The organism is Microseira wollei NIES-4236 (assembly GCF_020521235.1).
Classification (GTDB): domain Bacteria; phylum Cyanobacteriota; class Cyanobacteriia; order Cyanobacteriales; family Aerosakkonemataceae; genus Microseira; species Microseira wollei.
Genome location: NZ_BLAY01000035.1, coordinates 48,417 through 65,633, shown reverse-complemented (window position 1 = coordinate 65,633; position 17,217 = coordinate 48,417). Strand labels below are relative to the sequence as shown.

15 protein-coding genes and 1 pseudogene are annotated in these 17,217 nt (G+C 42.8%); 6 read left to right on the top strand and 10 right to left on the bottom strand.

What is annotated here, in order from left to right:
* Both MiSe_RS13640 and MiSe_RS13635 read left to right on the top strand, forming a co-directional pair.
* Window positions 1-327 (top strand): hypothetical protein (locus MiSe_RS13640; protein WP_226580140.1); only part of this gene is annotated, 327 nt, incomplete at its 5' end.
* A 116-nt stretch (window positions 328-443) separates the two neighbouring features.
* Window positions 444-866 carry a hypothetical protein gene (locus tag MiSe_RS13635; RefSeq protein ID WP_226580138.1) on the top strand — a complete coding sequence of 141 codons (423 nt, stop codon included), beginning with the start codon at window positions 444-446 and terminating at the stop codon, window positions 864-866.
* Here the strand turns inward: MiSe_RS13635 and MiSe_RS13630 are convergent.
* The 3 genes and pseudogenes from MiSe_RS13630 to MiSe_RS13620 all read right to left on the bottom strand — a co-directional run bounded on the left by MiSe_RS13630 (window position 847) and on the right by MiSe_RS13620 (window position 6,906).
* Window positions 847-4,152, bottom strand: a complete 3,306-nt coding sequence (locus tag MiSe_RS13630) for a PAS domain S-box protein (RefSeq protein WP_226580136.1) — start codon at window positions 4,150-4,152, stop codon at window positions 847-849. The genes MiSe_RS13635 and MiSe_RS13630 overlap by 20 nt on opposite strands.
* A gap of 2 nt (window positions 4,153-4,154) precedes the next feature.
* The gene (locus MiSe_RS13625; RefSeq protein WP_444980494.1) at window positions 4,155-4,610 is read right to left on the bottom strand and encodes a response regulator; all 456 of its coding nucleotides are present in this window, start codon (window positions 4,608-4,610) and stop codon (window positions 4,155-4,157) included.
* 61 nt (window positions 4,611-4,671) lie between these two features.
* A pseudogene (locus MiSe_RS13620) lies at window positions 4,672-6,906 on the bottom strand (ATP-binding protein).
* Window positions 6,907-7,381: 475 nt separating this feature from the next.
* On the opposite strand from MiSe_RS13620, the gene MiSe_RS13610 reads away from it, so the two are divergent.
* The gene (locus tag MiSe_RS13610; RefSeq protein ID WP_226580128.1) at window positions 7,382-7,783 is read left to right on the top strand and encodes a DUF1824 family protein; all 402 of its coding nucleotides are present in this window, start codon (window positions 7,382-7,384) and stop codon (window positions 7,781-7,783) included.
* Window positions 7,784-7,786: 3 nt separating this feature from the next.
* Window positions 7,787-8,503: a DUF547 domain-containing protein gene (locus MiSe_RS13605; RefSeq protein ID WP_226580126.1), complete on the top strand. Its 717-nt coding sequence runs from the start codon at window positions 7,787-7,789 to the stop codon at window positions 8,501-8,503.
* Between the two features lie 253 nt (window positions 8,504-8,756).
* On the opposite strand, the gene MiSe_RS13600 is transcribed toward MiSe_RS13605, so the two are convergent.
* The 3 genes from MiSe_RS13600 to MiSe_RS13590 are packed head-to-tail and all read right to left on the bottom strand — an operon-like array spanning window position 8,757 to window position 10,493.
* Window positions 8,757-9,494, bottom strand: coding sequence for a TIGR04283 family arsenosugar biosynthesis glycosyltransferase (locus MiSe_RS13600; protein ID WP_226580124.1), 738 nt, complete (start codon window positions 9,492-9,494; stop codon window positions 8,757-8,759).
* 27 nt (window positions 9,495-9,521) lie between these two features.
* Complete coding sequence (locus tag MiSe_RS13595; RefSeq protein WP_226580122.1) at window positions 9,522-9,989, bottom strand: GNAT family N-acetyltransferase; 468 nt, start codon at window positions 9,987-9,989, stop codon at window positions 9,522-9,524.
* Between the two features lie 24 nt (window positions 9,990-10,013).
* Window positions 10,014-10,493, bottom strand: a complete 480-nt coding sequence (locus MiSe_RS13590; RefSeq protein ID WP_226580120.1) for a rhodanese-like domain-containing protein — start codon at window positions 10,491-10,493, stop codon at window positions 10,014-10,016.
* A 136-nt stretch (window positions 10,494-10,629) separates the two neighbouring features.
* Here MiSe_RS13590 and MiSe_RS13585 point away from each other — a divergent pair, with 136 nt between their 5' ends.
* Window positions 10,630-10,908 (top strand): YiaA/YiaB family inner membrane protein, encoded by a 279-nt coding sequence (locus MiSe_RS13585; RefSeq protein WP_226580118.1) that lies wholly within the window; start codon window positions 10,630-10,632, stop codon window positions 10,906-10,908.
* 153 nt (window positions 10,909-11,061) lie between these two features.
* Here MiSe_RS13585 and MiSe_RS13580 read toward each other — a convergent pair whose 3' ends face one another.
* From MiSe_RS13580 to MiSe_RS13565, 4 genes are all read right to left on the bottom strand, one after another.
* On the bottom strand, window positions 11,062-11,841 hold the full coding sequence (locus tag MiSe_RS13580; protein WP_226580115.1) for a hypothetical protein: 780 nt from the start codon (window positions 11,839-11,841) through the stop codon (window positions 11,062-11,064).
* 63 nt (window positions 11,842-11,904) lie between these two features.
* Window positions 11,905-13,527: a hypothetical protein gene (locus MiSe_RS13575; RefSeq protein WP_226580113.1), complete on the bottom strand. Its 1,623-nt coding sequence runs from the start codon at window positions 13,525-13,527 to the stop codon at window positions 11,905-11,907.
* Between the two features lie 106 nt (window positions 13,528-13,633).
* On the bottom strand, window positions 13,634-14,707 hold the full coding sequence (locus MiSe_RS13570) for a LabA-like NYN domain-containing protein (RefSeq protein WP_226580110.1): 1,074 nt from the start codon (window positions 14,705-14,707) through the stop codon (window positions 13,634-13,636).
* 135 nt (window positions 14,708-14,842) lie between these two features.
* Complete coding sequence (locus tag MiSe_RS13565; protein ID WP_226580107.1) at window positions 14,843-15,094, bottom strand: SurA N-terminal domain-containing protein; 252 nt, start codon at window positions 15,092-15,094, stop codon at window positions 14,843-14,845.
* A 796-nt stretch (window positions 15,095-15,890) separates the two neighbouring features.
* On the opposite strand from MiSe_RS13565, the gene MiSe_RS13560 reads away from it, so the two are divergent.
* Complete coding sequence (locus tag MiSe_RS13560) at window positions 15,891-17,216, top strand: NB-ARC domain-containing protein (protein ID WP_226580104.1); 1,326 nt, start codon at window positions 15,891-15,893, stop codon at window positions 17,214-17,216.
* Window position 17,217 lies beyond the last annotated feature (1 nt).

Genomic DNA, 17,217 nt, shown 5'->3' with positions numbered 1-17,217 from the left:
CGGCATCGATCGATAAGTTTCACCAGTTTCACCAGTAGGGACACGGCATCGATCAATCTGTTTCACCAGCCAAAGTATATTGAATGCCGTGCCCCGAGAGATCAATCTGTTTCACCAGTAGGGACACGGCATCGATCGATAAGTTTCACCAGTTTCACCAGTAGGGACACGGCATCGATCAATCTGTTTCACCAGCCAAAGTATATTGAATGCCGTGCCCCGAGAGATCAATCTGTTTCACCAGTAGGGACACAGCATCGATCGATATGTTTCACCAGTAGGGACACGGCATCGATCAATCTGTTTCACCAGCCAAAGTCTAATTGATGCCGTGCCCCGAGAGATCAATCTGTTTCACCAGTAGGGACACGGCATCGATCAATCTGTTTCACCAGTAGGGACACGGCATCGATCAATCTGTTTCACCAGCCAAAGTCTAATTGATGCCGTGTCCCGATCGATCGAGATATTTCACTCACAGGCGAATCTTTGATACTCGCGGACGAATCTTTGATACTCGCGGACGAATCTTTGATACTCGCGGACGAATCTTTGATACTCGCGGACGAATCTTTGATACTCGCGGACGAATCTTTGATACTCGCGGACGAATCTTTGATACTCACAGGCGAGTCTTTGATACTCACAGGCGAGTCTTTGATACTCGCGCGAGAGTCTTTGAAACTTGCGGACGAGTCTTTGAAACTTGCGGACGAGTCTTTTATTCTCAAGCGCGAGTCTTTTATCCTCGCGGACAAGTCTTTACTTCTCAAGCGCGAGTATTTTATCCTCGCGGACGAGTATTTTATCCTCGCGGACGAGTATTTTATCCTCAATCGCCAATCACTAAACCAGGGGCAACTTAATCATAAACGTTGCGCCCTGCCCAATTCCTTCGCTGTGTGCTTCGATAGTCCCGCCGTGCAATTGTACTAGGTGTTGAGCGATCGCAAGTCCCAATCCCAACCCCCCTTTTTTGCTACCGCTAGAAGACTGACGGAAGCGATCAAAAACATGGGGTAAAAACTCAGGATTTATACCCTGACCCGTATCCCTAACAACTATCTGAGCATAACCCTCAACGCGCTCTAACCAAACATCGATTTCTCCACCTTCCGGGGTAAATTTAATCGCGTTGGAGAGCAAGTTACCCAGAACTTGCTGCAAGCGGTTTGGATCGCATGAAATCGTGCCGATGGAAGCATCGAGCGCAGATATTAAGCAAATCCCCTTTTCATTGGCTGGTATATAGGCAGTATCGATCGCATTCTGTATTATCGGAACGAGTTCTATCGGCTGGGGATAAATTTCCAGTTTACCCTGAATCATGCGAGAAACATCGAGCAAATCTTCCAGCAATTTTGCCTGGGATTTGGCATTGCGTTCGATGGTTTCTAACGCCTTTTCTTTTGCTGCATCGTCCATTTTCCCCTTGCGTAAAAGTTGCGCCCAGCCCAAAATTGAATTTAGCGGCGCGCGCAAATCGTGAGATACCATTGCCACAAAATCATCTTTAGCACGATTCGCGGCTTCAGCTTCGGCGCGTGTTTTTTGCTCCAATTCCAGCAGTTTATCCCGTTCTGCCTGGACTCGCTTGCGATCGCTTATATCGATGTACGCGCCGACACAACCCCGCACTTTCCCCTCTTCGTCAAATAGCGGTTTGGTGTGTCCCAGCAAATCAAATGTTGCCCCGTCATCGCGCACAACCTGCAGTTCACTATTGGGAATTTCCACACCCGTTGCAGCACAAACTTGCATTGGCAGTTCTTCCCCAGGAATTTCTTTACCGTCAATCAGAACTTTGTAAGGCAAGATATCTGCATCTGGTCCAGTTTTGGAAGCGTTGGTATTTGGGGTTAAAGTTAACAACTTTTCCAAGAACGGATTGACGCGGATAACGCTACACTTGGGATCTTCTGCGATCGCAATTCCTACCGGAAGCAAGTCGAACAAAGTTTGCAGTTCGTTGACGCGACACTCTAATTCCCGATTCAGTCGCAGAATTTCTGCTTCTGCTGATACCCTCTCGCTCAATTCAATTTCTAGCTTCTGGTAAAGTTCTACTTGCTGGATCGCAATTCCTACCTGAGTTGCCAATTGCTTGAGCAAATCGATTTCTAAACTCTGCCACTCTCGCGGTGCGGCACATTGATGGGCAATTAGTAACCCCCACAAGTTTTCCCCTTGCAGAATTGGCACTACCAGATTAGCTCTCACCTGTAATTGAGCCAATAGCTCAACGTGACAAGGATCTATTTCGGCGGTGTAAATATCGGTTTTCGCAGTCACCAAACCTTGGCGATAAGGTTCAATATAGGTTTCGCTCAAACAAGGATCGTAGATACTCGTCGATAAAAGCGCCGTGAAGTCAGAATTGACGGATTCTTTAATTATTGTGCCGTTGCCGTTTGGTTCTAGCTGGAAAATCAGCGCGCGATCGCATTCGAGCAAACACCGCACTTCGTTCACAGTTGCTTGCAGAATTTCATCTAAATTAAGACTGCGCCGAATCTGCTGGGCAATTTCCATCACCAGTCGTTCTTGCTCAATTCGCTGTTGCAGATTTGCCTCAGCTTGTTTGCGCGCAGTAATATCCTGAGCTATACCAAGAACCTCATGAGGTAAACCATCAACAGTTCTGCTGAATACAACATCTCGACCATAGAACCAGCGCCATTCCCCATTCGCGTGTCGCACCCGGTACTCGCACTCAATAATTTCATCGTCACTAGCCAATTTAAATCCTTCCTGGAGAACGGGAATTCTCGCCACATCCTCCGGGTGAATCAATTGGGTAATCAACGCCGATCCCATTGCCTGAATTTGTTCTGGCGTGTAGCCAAGAACTTCAGCCATTTGACGATTACCGTAGACATTTCGCCGTTCAATCAAGTCATAAACGTACAAAACCCCTGGCATTGTATCGGCAATTTGTTGAATAAATTCTCGGCTTTGCCGCAATGCCTCTTCTGTTCGCTTGCGTTCGGTAATATCCCGCTGAATAGATACAAAGTGAGTATAATTTCCCAATGAGTCAGGCACGGGTGTAACGCTGATTTCCACCCAGAATTCTGAGCCGTCTTTGCGGTAGTTAATCAATTCAACCTGGATGGTTTCTTTAGCTGCGAGTGCGGCGCTAATTTGATTTAAAATTGCTGGTTCGGTTTTGGGGCCTTGGAGAAAACGCGGCGACTTGCCTACAATTTCCTCTAAACTGTAGCCAGTCATTTTAGTAAACGCTTCGTTGACGTACATAATCCGCGGCCCAGGTTCCTCAAGCGGCGCTATTTCCGTCACAATTACGGCATCTTTTGCATTGACAACAACAGATTCTAATAAGCGCAAGCGCTCTTCAGAGCGCTTGCGCTCGCTAATATCGCGCCAGGTAGCAACTAACCCATCCCCTAATTTACTGGCGCTGATATCGAAAGCTCTAGTTAGATATTGCTTGCCATAATTATCTGAATAAATAACCGCTTCTTTATACAAAGGTTTGCCAGTTTCTACTACTTGGCAGTACTCTTCAAATAACCCAGTTTCTCGATGTGCTGGGAGAAGTTCGCAAAGTTTTTTGCCAATCTGTTCTTCTGCACTCATGCAGTTGTTTTTGCAAGCCGCATCGTTGACGTACTCGACGATAAAATCTACAATCTTACCCGATTCATCCCGCAGGCTTTTGTAGATGCCAAAACAATCGAGCATGTTTTCCACCGAGGTGCGAAATCGTTCTTCGCTAGCTTCTAGTTTTCGTTGCAGCTTCCCTCGTTCGATAGCGTTGTGGATAGCCAGACGCAGAGAATCGGGAGTCGTCCTGCCTTTGACCAGGTAATCTTGCGCCCCATTTTTGATTGCCGCGACTGCGATCGATTCGTTTCCCTGTCCCGTTAGCATGATCGCAGGCACGTTAGTTTTGCCCGTCAGAATTTTTAACTCGCATAAAAACTCCAATCCATCCATATCCGGCAGCAAATAATCGAGCAAGATCGCATCCGGCTGGATTTGCTTGCACAATTCCAACCCATTTTCCCCGTCTTCCTCCTCAAAAATTTTATAACTGTATTTAGAATCTTGACTCAAATAGCGGCGATAAACTTCTCTATCTTCCTCGCAATCATCAACGATTAAAATTGTCCGGTGTTTTTCTCTCATTGCTACCTCCTATCGCTCTCAGGCAAAACAACAGCTTCAAACCAGTAATCTATTAAAATTTGGATATTTCTTGTTAATTTTGTCACATCAATTGGCTTGATAATATAGCCATTAACCCCATATCGATAACAGATATCAATATCTTTCGGGTTAGAAGATGTCGTAAACACTACAACCGGAATAGTTTTTAGATCTTCATCCTGTTTAATTTGAGCCAACACTTCTCGTCCATCTGTTCCCGGTAAATTAAGGTCTAGAACGATAATAGCTGGACGGGGTGTTTGAGTAAAGTTAGCGTAATCACCCGTCTTATAAAGAAAATCTAAAGCTTCATCACCATCGCTACACCGATAAATCGGGTGTGTAACAGCCGATTTTCGCATTATCCGTCCAAACGCTTCAAAATCTTCATCGCTGTCTTCCACGAGTAGTAATGGACGAGTCTGGTTAGTTGCCATTTCCTCCTCATCTTTAACCTGGTACGGTTGAGCTTGCTTATTTGCCATTTCTAATCTACCTTTAACTTGGCAAAGTAAAATAGAAAGTGCTGCCTTCTCCATAAATTGATTCGACCCAAATCTTACCACCGTGGCGTTCGACAATTTTCTTAGCGATGGTTAACCCAGCACCCGTACCGCCGCCATATTTGTTAGCGGGATGAAGGCGCTTAAAAATGCGAAAAATGGCTTCTTTATGTTTCTCGCGAATCCCAATACCGTTATCTTTGATATAGAAAACGACACTTTCTGGCGACGAGGGATCTAAATAGCCAATTTCCACCCACTTTTCTGAATTATCGTTGTACTTGATGGCGTTGCCGATCAAGTTAGTGAATAACTCTTGAATTTGAACGCGATCGCATCGCACTATAGGTAAAGAACGAGGAATATAAATTTCCACATTATCTTCTTTCCTACTTATTTTTAAGACATACACAACATTTTTTACTACTAAGTTTATGTCAACTTTCTGTAACAAAAGCTCCACCCGTCCCAACCGGGAAAAATGGAGCAAAGAATCGATCAAATCTTCCATCCGCTGAGTCAAACGCATCAAAGTTTGCAGCTTAGATACACCGTCTTCCTTCAGCACATCGCCGTAATCTTCCAGCAAAAAACTAGAGTAATTGTGAATACCCCGCAGCGGTTCTTTCAAATCGTGGGAAGCAATATAGGCAAACGCATCCAACTCGCTGTTGCTGCGTTCTAATTCAACATTAATTTTTGCCAGTTCATCAGCCTTTCGCAGTACAATTCCAATAATCGCACTTCTGAGTTCTAAAGCAGCATCAATTTCATATTCTTTCCAAGGTAAAGACATTAACCGCACCGTTTCTTGCCACAAATCAAAAGATTTACGAGGCGATAACCGCCAACCACCATTCTCTTCTAATTCGACGGGTTTGTGAGGATTACCACCCCAGTTTACAGTTTGAATCACCTCCGGACGGAACCACAAAATATAATACTTTTGAGTTTTAGAAATAGACAGCGCCAGCAATCCACTAGCAACATCTTTAAACCTCTCCGCTGCTGGGTAAACTTTCGGCAAACAATCCGTATAAAAAAGATTATCCTGGATTTTATTTTCCAACCAGGTAATTAACTCAGCAACTTCATCTTGTTTAGGCGTTTTACCAAGCACAGTGCAAGCATTACCAGCACAAACAACCGCACCTTGAGCTAAAACCAAGTCTAACAAGTCAGATGGTTCTTTAACTAAACCATCGACAAAGTTTTCTGCTTGAGGAATCGCTTCGACAAATTTAGCTTGAATAGATTTGATTTTAATCTTGCGTTCCAAATCTTCATTTTCTTCTTTACTTGCCAATTCTAAAGACATCACTTGCCCCAAAAACTCGCAAGCAGTCCTCATCTCGTAATTAACATACTTAGCTGTCTGATGATGGCAAGCAATCAACCCCCATAATCTTTTGTTTTTAATTAAAGAAATAGACATCGAAGCGCCAACACCCATATTTTTCAAGTATTCAATATGAATAGGCGAAACGCTCCTTAAAACAGAAAAACTCAAATCTATGGGTTGATTCCTTACCGGATGATGCGCAGGAATTAGCGCTACAGGTTGATAATTAACATCCGGAATCAACCGGATATAATTTAAAGTATAAAGTTGCTTAGCTTGCTTAGGAATATCCGAAGCTGGGTAGCGCAATCCCAGATAAGGAGTCAGATATTCTGGCTTATCTTCAGCTATCACCCTACCTGCACCTTCAGCATCAAACTGATAGACCATCACTCGGTCAAACCCTGTAATTTTTCGCACATACTTGACAATAATTTGACACATTTCAGTCAAATTTGATGCATTTTGTATCCGCTGTATCGGGGGTTTAACCAATTGATAAAATCCGAAAAAATCGGCTTCCCAAAATTTAGGCTCTAATTCGAGAATCATCGCTCCCTCATACCGATGTAAAATTACATCAAACGTTTTATTATTGAGCGATATTTCCAAAGGATTAGTATTTTAAAACTCAACTGAAATGCATCTTTGGATTGAATCAATTGTAGTTGAATCGACTAGGTTCCTTAACGGCTGTTGTAGCAAATCTTGAGGATGAACACCAAGCAAATCAAAAGTATTGCTACTAACTTGTAAAATTTCTAACTGAGGTTCGTTTAAAACGAAAAGTATACCATGAGGCTGAATCGAACCAGGAATGTGAATCGGTTCCTTATCGCAGTTCGTTAAATCAACAGTTTGTGGGGTTACACTTTCTCTTGGCATCATATAGCTTTACTATTATTGGAAAAGGAGAAACAAAAGCATTTTTTGACTTTTAAGTCAAGCATCTTTACTCAGATCTCCTGGGGCGCCGCCAAGGGAATCCCAGTCACCTAACCCCGCTCCAGGCTTGGTCTTGTATCCCAAAGTACATTGTTTTCCAGATTTAAGTTTTTCTAGAACCTCCCCAGGGTAGATGTAACAACTTCAGCTATAATTACAGATATGTCACAATAATAGATATATCGTAATAATCCATTAATAAAAGCTCGTTTTGGACAATTGGTCACCTACCCTGGAAGGGTAGGGCTACACAAACAAAGCCTGCCTGCGCAGGCTTTAAACTCAGTAGGGTGACGGCGGATATTCCCGACCGAGGAGAGCGGACGCTGACAAACATCAAAACGCCGGATGATACAATAACCATAACTGATAATATCTAGCCGATTACACTACGAAAAATCAGTTTACTTACAACAATATGGACGTAGCACAAGCACAAAAAATCTTAGGTGAATTTAGCTGCACTGAAACAAAAACCGTAGACTCAGCCGCAGAAAAAGAACAACTGCGCCAAGCGCTGTTGCTTTTCAGCAATTTATCAGATTCCCAAAATCTTGGTATTTGCGCCAATACCGCAACCGAAGGTTTCTTAACATTGGAAACTTATTTAAAAGCTTTAGGCTACCCAATTCCCGACGATAAACCCGACATCACATCAATTATCGGCCCCGTTTATATAAAATACAACTCAATGCGGGGGTCATTGTATCTGGATTCTTACATAGGGCCGTATCGCGGCGTATTAGTATCGTGCCAATCATCAGAAGACGAAACAATTAACGGACTCTACGGACATTTACCCCTGGACTTATTTGTTTAATCCATGCTCAACTTTGCCCCTTGGGATGCACTTTTACGCCAGTACGTAGATACGCCAGGTCGTGTAGACTACTATAACTGGAAAAAAGAGCAACCCCAAGCAATTCACCACTGGATAAAAAACTTAGAAAAAGGCATTCATCTCCCCAATCTTAATACAGATGAAAAATTAGCATTGTGGATAAACCTCTACAACGCCTTCACAATATCCGCCATTCTAGAACGCTACCCGATTCAATCAATACAGCCTAAAATACTCGGTATACCCAACTGGGTGGCTTTCTTGTGGTTCTTCCTTTTTCCTGCCTATTCCTTTGCCGGAAAACGATACAGCCTCAATCAAATAGAACATAATATACTGCGTCGAGAATTCCCAGAACCGCGCATACACTTTGCGCTTGTTTGTGCCTCCATTGGTTGTCCCTTATTGCGTAACAATGCTTACGAACCAGCACAGATAAATCAGCAATTAGAAGAAGAAGCCAGCCGTTTTATTAATAATCCCGATAAAGTCCGTTACGATTTAGAAACCGGAACCTTGTACTGTAGCAAGATTTTTAAATGGTATCGCCAAGACTTTCTACAAATCGCCCCTTCAGTTCCCGAATATATCCGCACTTACCTTAAAACCGATATTCCAATTAACTCTTCAACCCCTATAGTTTATTTACCCTACGACTGGAATTTAAACCAAAAGCCCAGAAATAAATTTCTGACTTAAAGCTAAAACCCGTTATAGCGGTTTGCAACTAGGTGAAATACAGCCCTTGTGGCTTGGTTTGTGTAGCGGCACCCTTAAGGGTGCCGCTACACAAACCAAGCCCGCCTACGCGGACTATTAACCTCATGCAAAATAAAGTGTATTCTATGAAGTCGCAAAACGCTATAAAACGGGTTAGGAGGCAGAGCCTCCCGGATCTCGTTCCTAGGCTCCAGCCTGGGAACGAGATCGCGAGGCTCTGCCTCGCTTTTCTTCAGCGCATATCTTGATAAAACTTTTTCAAATAACTTGCAGGAACACCCAAACCCCACAAAATACCAATATAAAGATAAATCCCCGTCGCCTTAAGAGAACCCCAACGAGCAACGCGCCGATCTGAACTTTGTACAATCCGATTAACCTGGCAAATACGTCCCCGCTGATTCAACTTTAAACATAAATCCGCCTCTTCCATAATGGGCAAATTTGCATCAAAACCGCCACATTCCCAAAAATCAGAACGACGACAAAACATTACCTGATCGCCAAACAAAAGGCGCAATCCTTTAAAAAACAGACGAGGTTTAAATATCAATGGAGCGTAGTAAGTTTTGAGATAATTATGCAGAGATATGCCCCATCGAGTCGTCATCGAACCTGTCATCAGGGAAATAAAACCCCCGCAGGCGATAGTTTTATCTGCCAAAGTTTGCTCTATAACCGCTACAAGGTCATCCGGTACAATAGTATCCGCGTGGAGGAAGCAGAGAATATCCCCCGTTGCAGCATCTGCACCCAAATTCATTTGAATTGAACGCCCTCGTTTTTCCGAAGAAACGACGCGCACCTCAAATGCCTTCGCTATGGCAATTGTCTCATCTTCACTTCCCCCATCAACCACCAAAACTTCACCAGCAGGGGGATCGAGTAGTTGAAGCAGACGCAGGGTGCGTCCTAATGAAGTTGCCTCATTCAGAGTGGGAATAATTATACTAACGCCAGAGCCGATCATTACTGCTAGAATGCTTGCGTTATTTTCTTATATCATAGTCTTTTTCATATGGCGATAGTTAGTACGATATCCCAATTTTTCATAGAAAGCGATCGCATCAGTATTAAACTCCCAAATATTTAACTCAACGTCAGCTATACCTTTAGTAATAGTCCATTGATGCACTTTTTCCATCAAAGCGCGACCAACCCCGCAGCGACGACAATTTTGCTTTACAATCAGCTGGGAGACGGTAGCATAAACTCGTGGTGCTAAAACCGACGATTGGGGAGTTTCTATCATCAAAACCATAACAACACCAATAATTTCACCATCGCGAACCGCAACAAATACAGCGCTTTGATCGCCTATTTTGTAACTATAGTTACCCAACTCTGATAAAATAGGTGGTCTAAAGATATTGGGAAGTGCTTGAGTGTGAAGTGCTTCCAACTCTACAAAAAGATTGGCAATTTCCTGTTGGTCTTCTGGGTTCGCCTGTCTAATAGAAAACATACAATTCTATATCCGTATCGCCAATCAACCCCTCTGCACTTCGGCGCGATATTGCGATCTCAGTAACTTCCCCCACAGCCAATTATACGGATGCACCCCTTGCGTGTTTTGTTCATATTTATACACCGCATGACCCTCGTTAACCCATTGAAAAATACTGCCTTCCAAATTGTATACGCGCGAAAACCCCGCCTGTAATAGCCTAGAGGCAACCGCTGCACTACGATACCCGACCGAACAATATACCACGATCGGTGTTTGAAAAGATACCTCTGCTAGCGCTAACAAATCAGGCGAGTCAGGATCGATGCGCTTTGCGTGCCAAAGATGACTCACCTCATACTCCGCCTCGCTGCGAGCATCAAGCAGAACAGGCTGTATTTTAGCCGGATTTTGGAGCCATTTTGCCAAAGCTTCAGGAGTTATCCACTCGACATCCGGAAACTTGCGGGTAATCAAGTGCTTGAGGAGATTAAAGGTAAGCGATCGCCAACACAAAACCACAATTTCAGACAGTTGAAAAACTGGCTCACCCGTTCGGGTGTTCTCCGATTTAACCCCTTAATATAGCATACTATATAGCCGAGTAATTGAGCTAATAATGCCAACAACTCAAACCTATCGAAAGGCGGGAAAACCTATGCAAAACCTAACCCCTCAAAAAGATACAGCTGCCTGGATTATTCAAGTTTGGGCTTCATTTATACTTTCCTTCGGTTCGACGGCGATGGGCATTGCTTACCTGCCCGTAGATGGCTGGGTAAAAGGCTTCATGGGCATGGGTTTAACCTTCACAGTTGGCTCATCATTGACCCTAGCAAAAACCATCCGAGACAATCACGAAGCTTCTAAAATAACAGCCCGAATCGATGAAGCTAAAGTCGAAAAATTACTCAGCGAACACCATCCGCTCAAATAAACCTTTGACTACTGGTAATAGGTAATGGGTAATTGGTAATTGTATTCAATCCATCTGCCTTTTAATCTGATTAACAATTACCTATTACCAATGACCAACGCCAAAGTCGCAGCCAGAAACAAAGGTGATGGACAACCCAAGCGTAAGTCCTGATTATTTTAAACTTGTTTCTAGGATTGAAAGACGCGGGCAACGGTAATAACTACATTTTGCTTTTATTCCCAAACTGCGGACATTTTGAAGGTTAATAGACATCCTTTGTTTGGAACCTAATGTTACAGTATTTGTTTGTTTTAATTCGCCATTAACCCGCATTTCAACTGTTATAGATCTATTGTATACAGCCTGCGGATCGCGACTGTCCATTCCCACAACTAAGTTAAGCTGTTGAAATTTGGACTCAAGAATGCAGGAAACTTCAGCCTCAGCAACAACAGGTAAGGAATCATACTTGCCGCTATAAAAATAACCAATTTCAGGCAGAACTTCTCCTGCGATAACAATATTCGGTGGTTCGCTATTTTTTACTAAAACGCTTTCATAACCAGGAGTAGCACTCAGACATTGGGTAGTGAAGATAGAAGATGCTGAATCTGGCGGGGAAGTGGGAGAGGGTGAAGCTGTTGGAGAAGGTGAAGCTGTTGGGGATGCTGACTCAGTTGGAGTGGGTAATGCAGTTGCAGAAGGTGAAGCAGTCGGAGTGGGTAATGCAGTTGGAGTGGGTAATGCAGTTGGAGAAGGTGAAAGCGTTGGGTTGTTTAAAACGATTATACCCAGACGTTGAAGAACTATTACGGTGAGCGCAGATGAACTAATTGCGGTAATAATCATTATTCCGGCAACTAAGGAGATAATAGCCTTGACGTTTTTTTTATTTCCGCCTTGGGTATTTTGATTAGGATTAGATAAATTGTCTGATTTTTTTGCACTCATCTCTTTAACTCCATTTAAGTGGGATAAATATGCTGTGACGTGAATCAAATCATTAATTACTTGTTAAGACTGATTCAAAGCCTTGCTTTTTAGTTGTTCGATTGTTTCTAAATTGGGTACGTCGCCGCCAACGGTTTGTTCAAACTCACTGACGTTATCAATATTTTCAAAATGATTTGGATTGGCAGCTAAAATTGCAAAGGCATAACTTTCGATACACTTTTTATCTAAAACTAATAACTCTGAAGATACTAGAGTTGATATTGGTTCTGCGAACGAACTCACTATTTCTCCACTATCGTTAAGTAAACAGTCAGAGCGCAAAACAGCGTTAAGAATGTCATGTAATTTTGACTTCGATATTCCAAGTGGTTCTGCCAGTTTTTCTGCTAAAATAACTTCGAATTGACTCAGGTTTATGGGTCGTTCTGGATCGATCAATAAATCGATCAATTCCCTGATGACAGATTGTCGATATTCTGGTAAGGGTCTGAGATATTTTTTGTTGAGAAATGTTAATAAACTACCTGGAGTAATTACAACAGGCTGGTTAAACTGTTGTGTTTCTTGGCTTTCTGACAATCCCAAAGCAGCAGCGATCGCAGAAATTAAGTTATTTTGATTAACAACAGTAATATTCCAGATATTACCGTAATTTTTAGCCTGACTATCAGGGATATCCAAAATAACCAGAAATGCCAAGCTTGCGGGAACTCCTAGTTTTTGTCTATGGCTCGAATATTTTGGTAAATAAGAGTTATATTCATCGCCGGACTTGCATTCTATCCAAAGAGGTTGACTTTTTACCAGAAACAGTAAATCTAACTCAAAATCATCTGTATTGGCAAAAACCCCTCGCGGGTTGATTAGGCACTGATATTGAAGTCCATGCGATGAAAGTAAATCGCATAATTGCTGGTAAACAAATCGCTCAAACCACCCCCCATTGAAGAAGTTAATCATATCGCCCATTCTCTGAGGCGTTGCAAAAATTACTTTTTGATAGGATGAATAGTGATATTCAGATAGGAAGGATGAATTTTTCAATAACTTGCCAAAATGAATGCAATTGTTGATTTGTTCTTTACTTTTTTCCGATAAATTTAATCGAACTCTTGTTCCGAATTGGAGATGGTATTTTATTTGTTTATAAAAGGGTTTAATGCTAGAATACCGCTCGCCCATAAAAATTGCTAATTCGTTGAATATAGCATCCACTTCTTGGCTCTGGCGATAGCTTTCTACATGAAAATGTCGGGCATTGAGCCAAGCAATTACCTCGGTAACACTGTCTGAATTTTGTTCGGAGATAATCTCCAGCGGTGGTGTTATTGTCAAATCAGCTTCTAGAGAACCGTTTTCAGATACAGGGGATTGTTTAGCTTGTGGAGACTGATTGACCAAACTAGGCGACTGAGATGGGAGTTGGTCAATTTGACCTTTTACAGAAACCATCAATTGTTCCAATTTAGCCAAATAATTGACAACCTGTTTAAGTTCTAATTGTTCTTCTCTGTATTGATACTCTCGTCGCGCCAGAATTGCTACTCCTGTGGAAGCTCCTGCTATACTACCTGCCAAAACGACACGAGCGTCGCTAGCAGCAATGACGAGTGTTGTGCCACCCACTATCAAGGTACTGAAACTTACCAAGAATCCATCGATTAACCATTGTTGATTAGACATCGTTCAATCTCAGTAGTTGGGAAAAAGTAAGCCTACTGCAAAGGTAAGCAGCACCCTGAATTTTGCGATAGTTTAGGAGTAAATCAGTCTGGCGATCGCTACCAATCTAACAAATTTGATCTGGGATGGTTTCCAAGTCTAGGAAGCAATCCGCCGCTTTGCACAAAGTGACGCTGGTGTTAGAACGAAAACTAACGACTTCCACTCGTTTACCTCTGCTTTGGACAATCTTTACTGGAAAGACAAAATCGCCATCCCCGCTGACTAAAACAGCCGTATCGTAAGAATTGGCTAACTCTACCATGTGTAAAGCCAATTCTACATCTAAGTTGGCCTTTCTCGAACCATCCGCCCGTTGCACCACTTCTTTGCTAATCACCTGATAGCCTTGGCGCTGCATCCATGACAAAAAACTCAATTGTTTCTTGTTGTTGGGTTCAACACCCGTGTATAAAAAGACGCGACAGACAGCAGATTTAGCTTGAAGAACTGAGAGTAGTTGAGCGTAATTAATGTTAATACCAAGCGATGTTGCACCATAATAAAGATTGGCTGCATCAACAAAGATAGCAACTCGCTCATGTTGCTGCCGATGGCATGATTTAGTAGCAGATGAAGTTACTTTCGGACTAAGTGGAATCGTGCGACTGAAAGCTTCTGCTTGCAACATTTGCTGTACCTCTGCTAGCTGCTGTTGTAGTTGGTCTAAATTGCGAGTACGATCCTGTAGATCCTCAGTACTAGCATCTAGGTCGCCAAGCATCTGCTGTATCTCTTTTACCTGCTGTTCCAACTTGTTAATTTGGCCTATCTGCATCACTTTTTGCTGCTGCTGTACTTGATGCAGTTTTGAGATAATCAGCCTTAAATGCGTATTGGTTAAATACTTTTGTTGGGGTGGTTTTAATTGGCTTTCTCCTTTCTGAAACTGCTCGATTTGGTAGTCGATTTCGTGAAAATGCTGCTCGACATCAGCAGCAGTAATTTGGTTTTTTTGTTGAGATTGTTGCAACAAGTCGCACCGCCGACAGCGATCTTCATTCATCAGCACCACTGCCAGAGAAAGCGGTACGCTAAAATAAGCAACTTGTCCAGATATAGCTGAAATTCCTGCTCCCACTACAGAGCTAAAGAGGCAGATTTGTTTGGCAGTTTTTAACAGCTTGTGCTTGTCGCTCATGGAATTGCCTCCATTTTGTTTACGAATATTCTCGATTGACTTGAAGTCGCGATCGCAACTATAGATTTCGCCAACAAAAACGCTCGAATTTACGAAAACCCATAGCTTCTTTGCCTTGCTTAAGACTTGTCGATTTCAAGCTTTAAAATTGCGAGCAATTTTGATGAGTTCGTGATGAATTGCGAATAACAAAATCAATGCCTCGCAAACAATTCGCCAAAATAGATTGCCGATGATAATTAATCCCAATCCTGCTATGGGATTGCTGAAAATTTGCTGTATGCCAGCAAGAATCAACGCGACTACTCCGAGAACATAGATTATCCGGACAATCCAAGAACTCACCATTGTCCGAAAGCTGAAAAAATCACCGATAAAGCTATCCATTTTTACATCCTAAACTCAACTCAATGAAATATTTAATCTTCAGCAAAAGAGCTATGATTATTCCCAATCGATCCACAAAACTACCAAGCAGCAAAAAAGAGCGATCGCCAGTATTCCAAGCAGATAAAATAGAATACTGATGCCATACCTTACTCTCTTTTCAAATCCTAAAAAAACTTCTTTGCTGGGTTTGCCATGAAATATACCTCTGATTGGTTGTCAGAAACTTTGCACAAGACAAGTGCTTTAATACCCAGGACTTACGCAAATTGAAACTCCAGACGCTACTCGTGGCGTTGTCATCGTCGCACCCTACCCGTAAAGATTCTGCGTCAGTCCCAACAGTTATCAGCTTGTCTGTTCGCTTAATTATCCAGTTGTGATAGCTAATATAGTTAACTATCTAAAAACTGTCAAGAGATATCCCGTTACAGTTTATTAAGCCGCCACGCGATCGCCTCCCAACATCGATATTACGTATCCTTTGTTACAAAAACCCACTCAAAAACCGACTTATATACGTCCTTATACTTATCAGATAGTTTATATCTGTACTAACATTCAACCTAGACAAAGAATATAGCGGATTTCAATTGGGTGAGGTACAGCCAAACGGCTTGGTTTGTGTAGCGGCAGCATTAATGCTGCCGCTACACAAACCAAGCCAGAAGGCTGTACCTCACATCTGCTGCTGCCTGGGGGGACGGCTGCCATTTTTGCTGCGTGGGGCAACGGCAGCGACAGAGTAACTATCGTATAATAGAGAGTATGTATATAAGCGAGAGAGAGTAAGCGTTTGATTTCCCAAATTCCCCAGGGTGAACTTGAAGCTATAGTCGCCGCCAAAGGTGTATCGGAGGCGGAATGGCAGACTTTGTCTCTAGCGCTGAAAGACCTAGCGATCGCAGAAATTGCCGCGCAGCTAGAGATTAGCGAAGTGACAGTTCGCAAGAGATTGGGCGAGGTGTTTAAGAAATTCAAGCTAGGGGGTGTGCGACCAGGTAAACTAACTGATTTGAAGCAAATTCTTCTTTCCGAGTCTCAAAAACGCCAATCTGCCCTTCCAGGGAAAATAGTTTGGGGAGAAGCTCCCGATGTCTCGACATTCTACGGACGCTCTGATGAGTTGGATAAGCTGGCGGGATGGATAGTTGAAGAAAAATGTCGCCTAGTGGCGCTGCTAGGCTTGAGAGGAATGGGCAAAACCGCTCTGTGCGTGAAGTTGGTCAAACAAGTGTCGAATGATTTCGATCGGGTAATTTGGCGATCGCTTCGTTACGCACCACCCCTCGACGACTTGCTAGCTAACCTCATCCCGCTACTTTCGCACCCACAAAAACCCAATCTGCCAACAGAGACTAACCAAAAAATATCCCTACTAATTGAATGCTTTCGCCAACATCGCTGTCTGATAGTACTCGATTGTGCCGATGCAATTCTGCAAACAGAGGAACTAGCTGGACGCTATCAGAAAGGATATGAAAAATATGGCGAACTTTTTCGACGTGTGGGTGAAGAACGCCATCAAAGCTGTTTGTTAATTACCAGTATAGAAAACTTTCCAGAAATAGCGGCTTTGGAAGAGAAAACCTCACCCGTCCGCACCTTCACACTGACAAATTTAAACTTATCAGAATCAGAAATTAGAGATTTTTTTAATAAAAAGGGTTTATTTGAAGATGAGAATAGGTGGTCAGAGTTAATCGGAATCTATCGGGGCAACCCCTTAGCTTTAAAAATGGCTGTCTCGATGATTAAGGATTTGTTTGGAGGTCGTGTTTCTACATTTCTAGACCAGAAGACTTTTGTGGTTGGGGATATTTCGAGCTTGGTGAAGCAGCAATTTGAACGCTTGTCTAAGCTAGAAGAGAAGATTGTAAATGTACTGGCAAAGGAAGAAGAACCGATTTCATTTGTGAAGTTAAGACAGAAGCTTTCATCCTCCGATCGTAAGCCGCCAGAACTATCGGAACTCATGGCTGCCATGCAGTCTTTGACTCGGCGATCGCTACTAGAAACAAAAGATACAAATACTAAGGAAGTTTTATTTACGCTCCAGTCCTTAGTCAAGGAGTATGCACGCACTCAGTTACCGAGTCAGCCTACCTCTGCTGATGATTAGA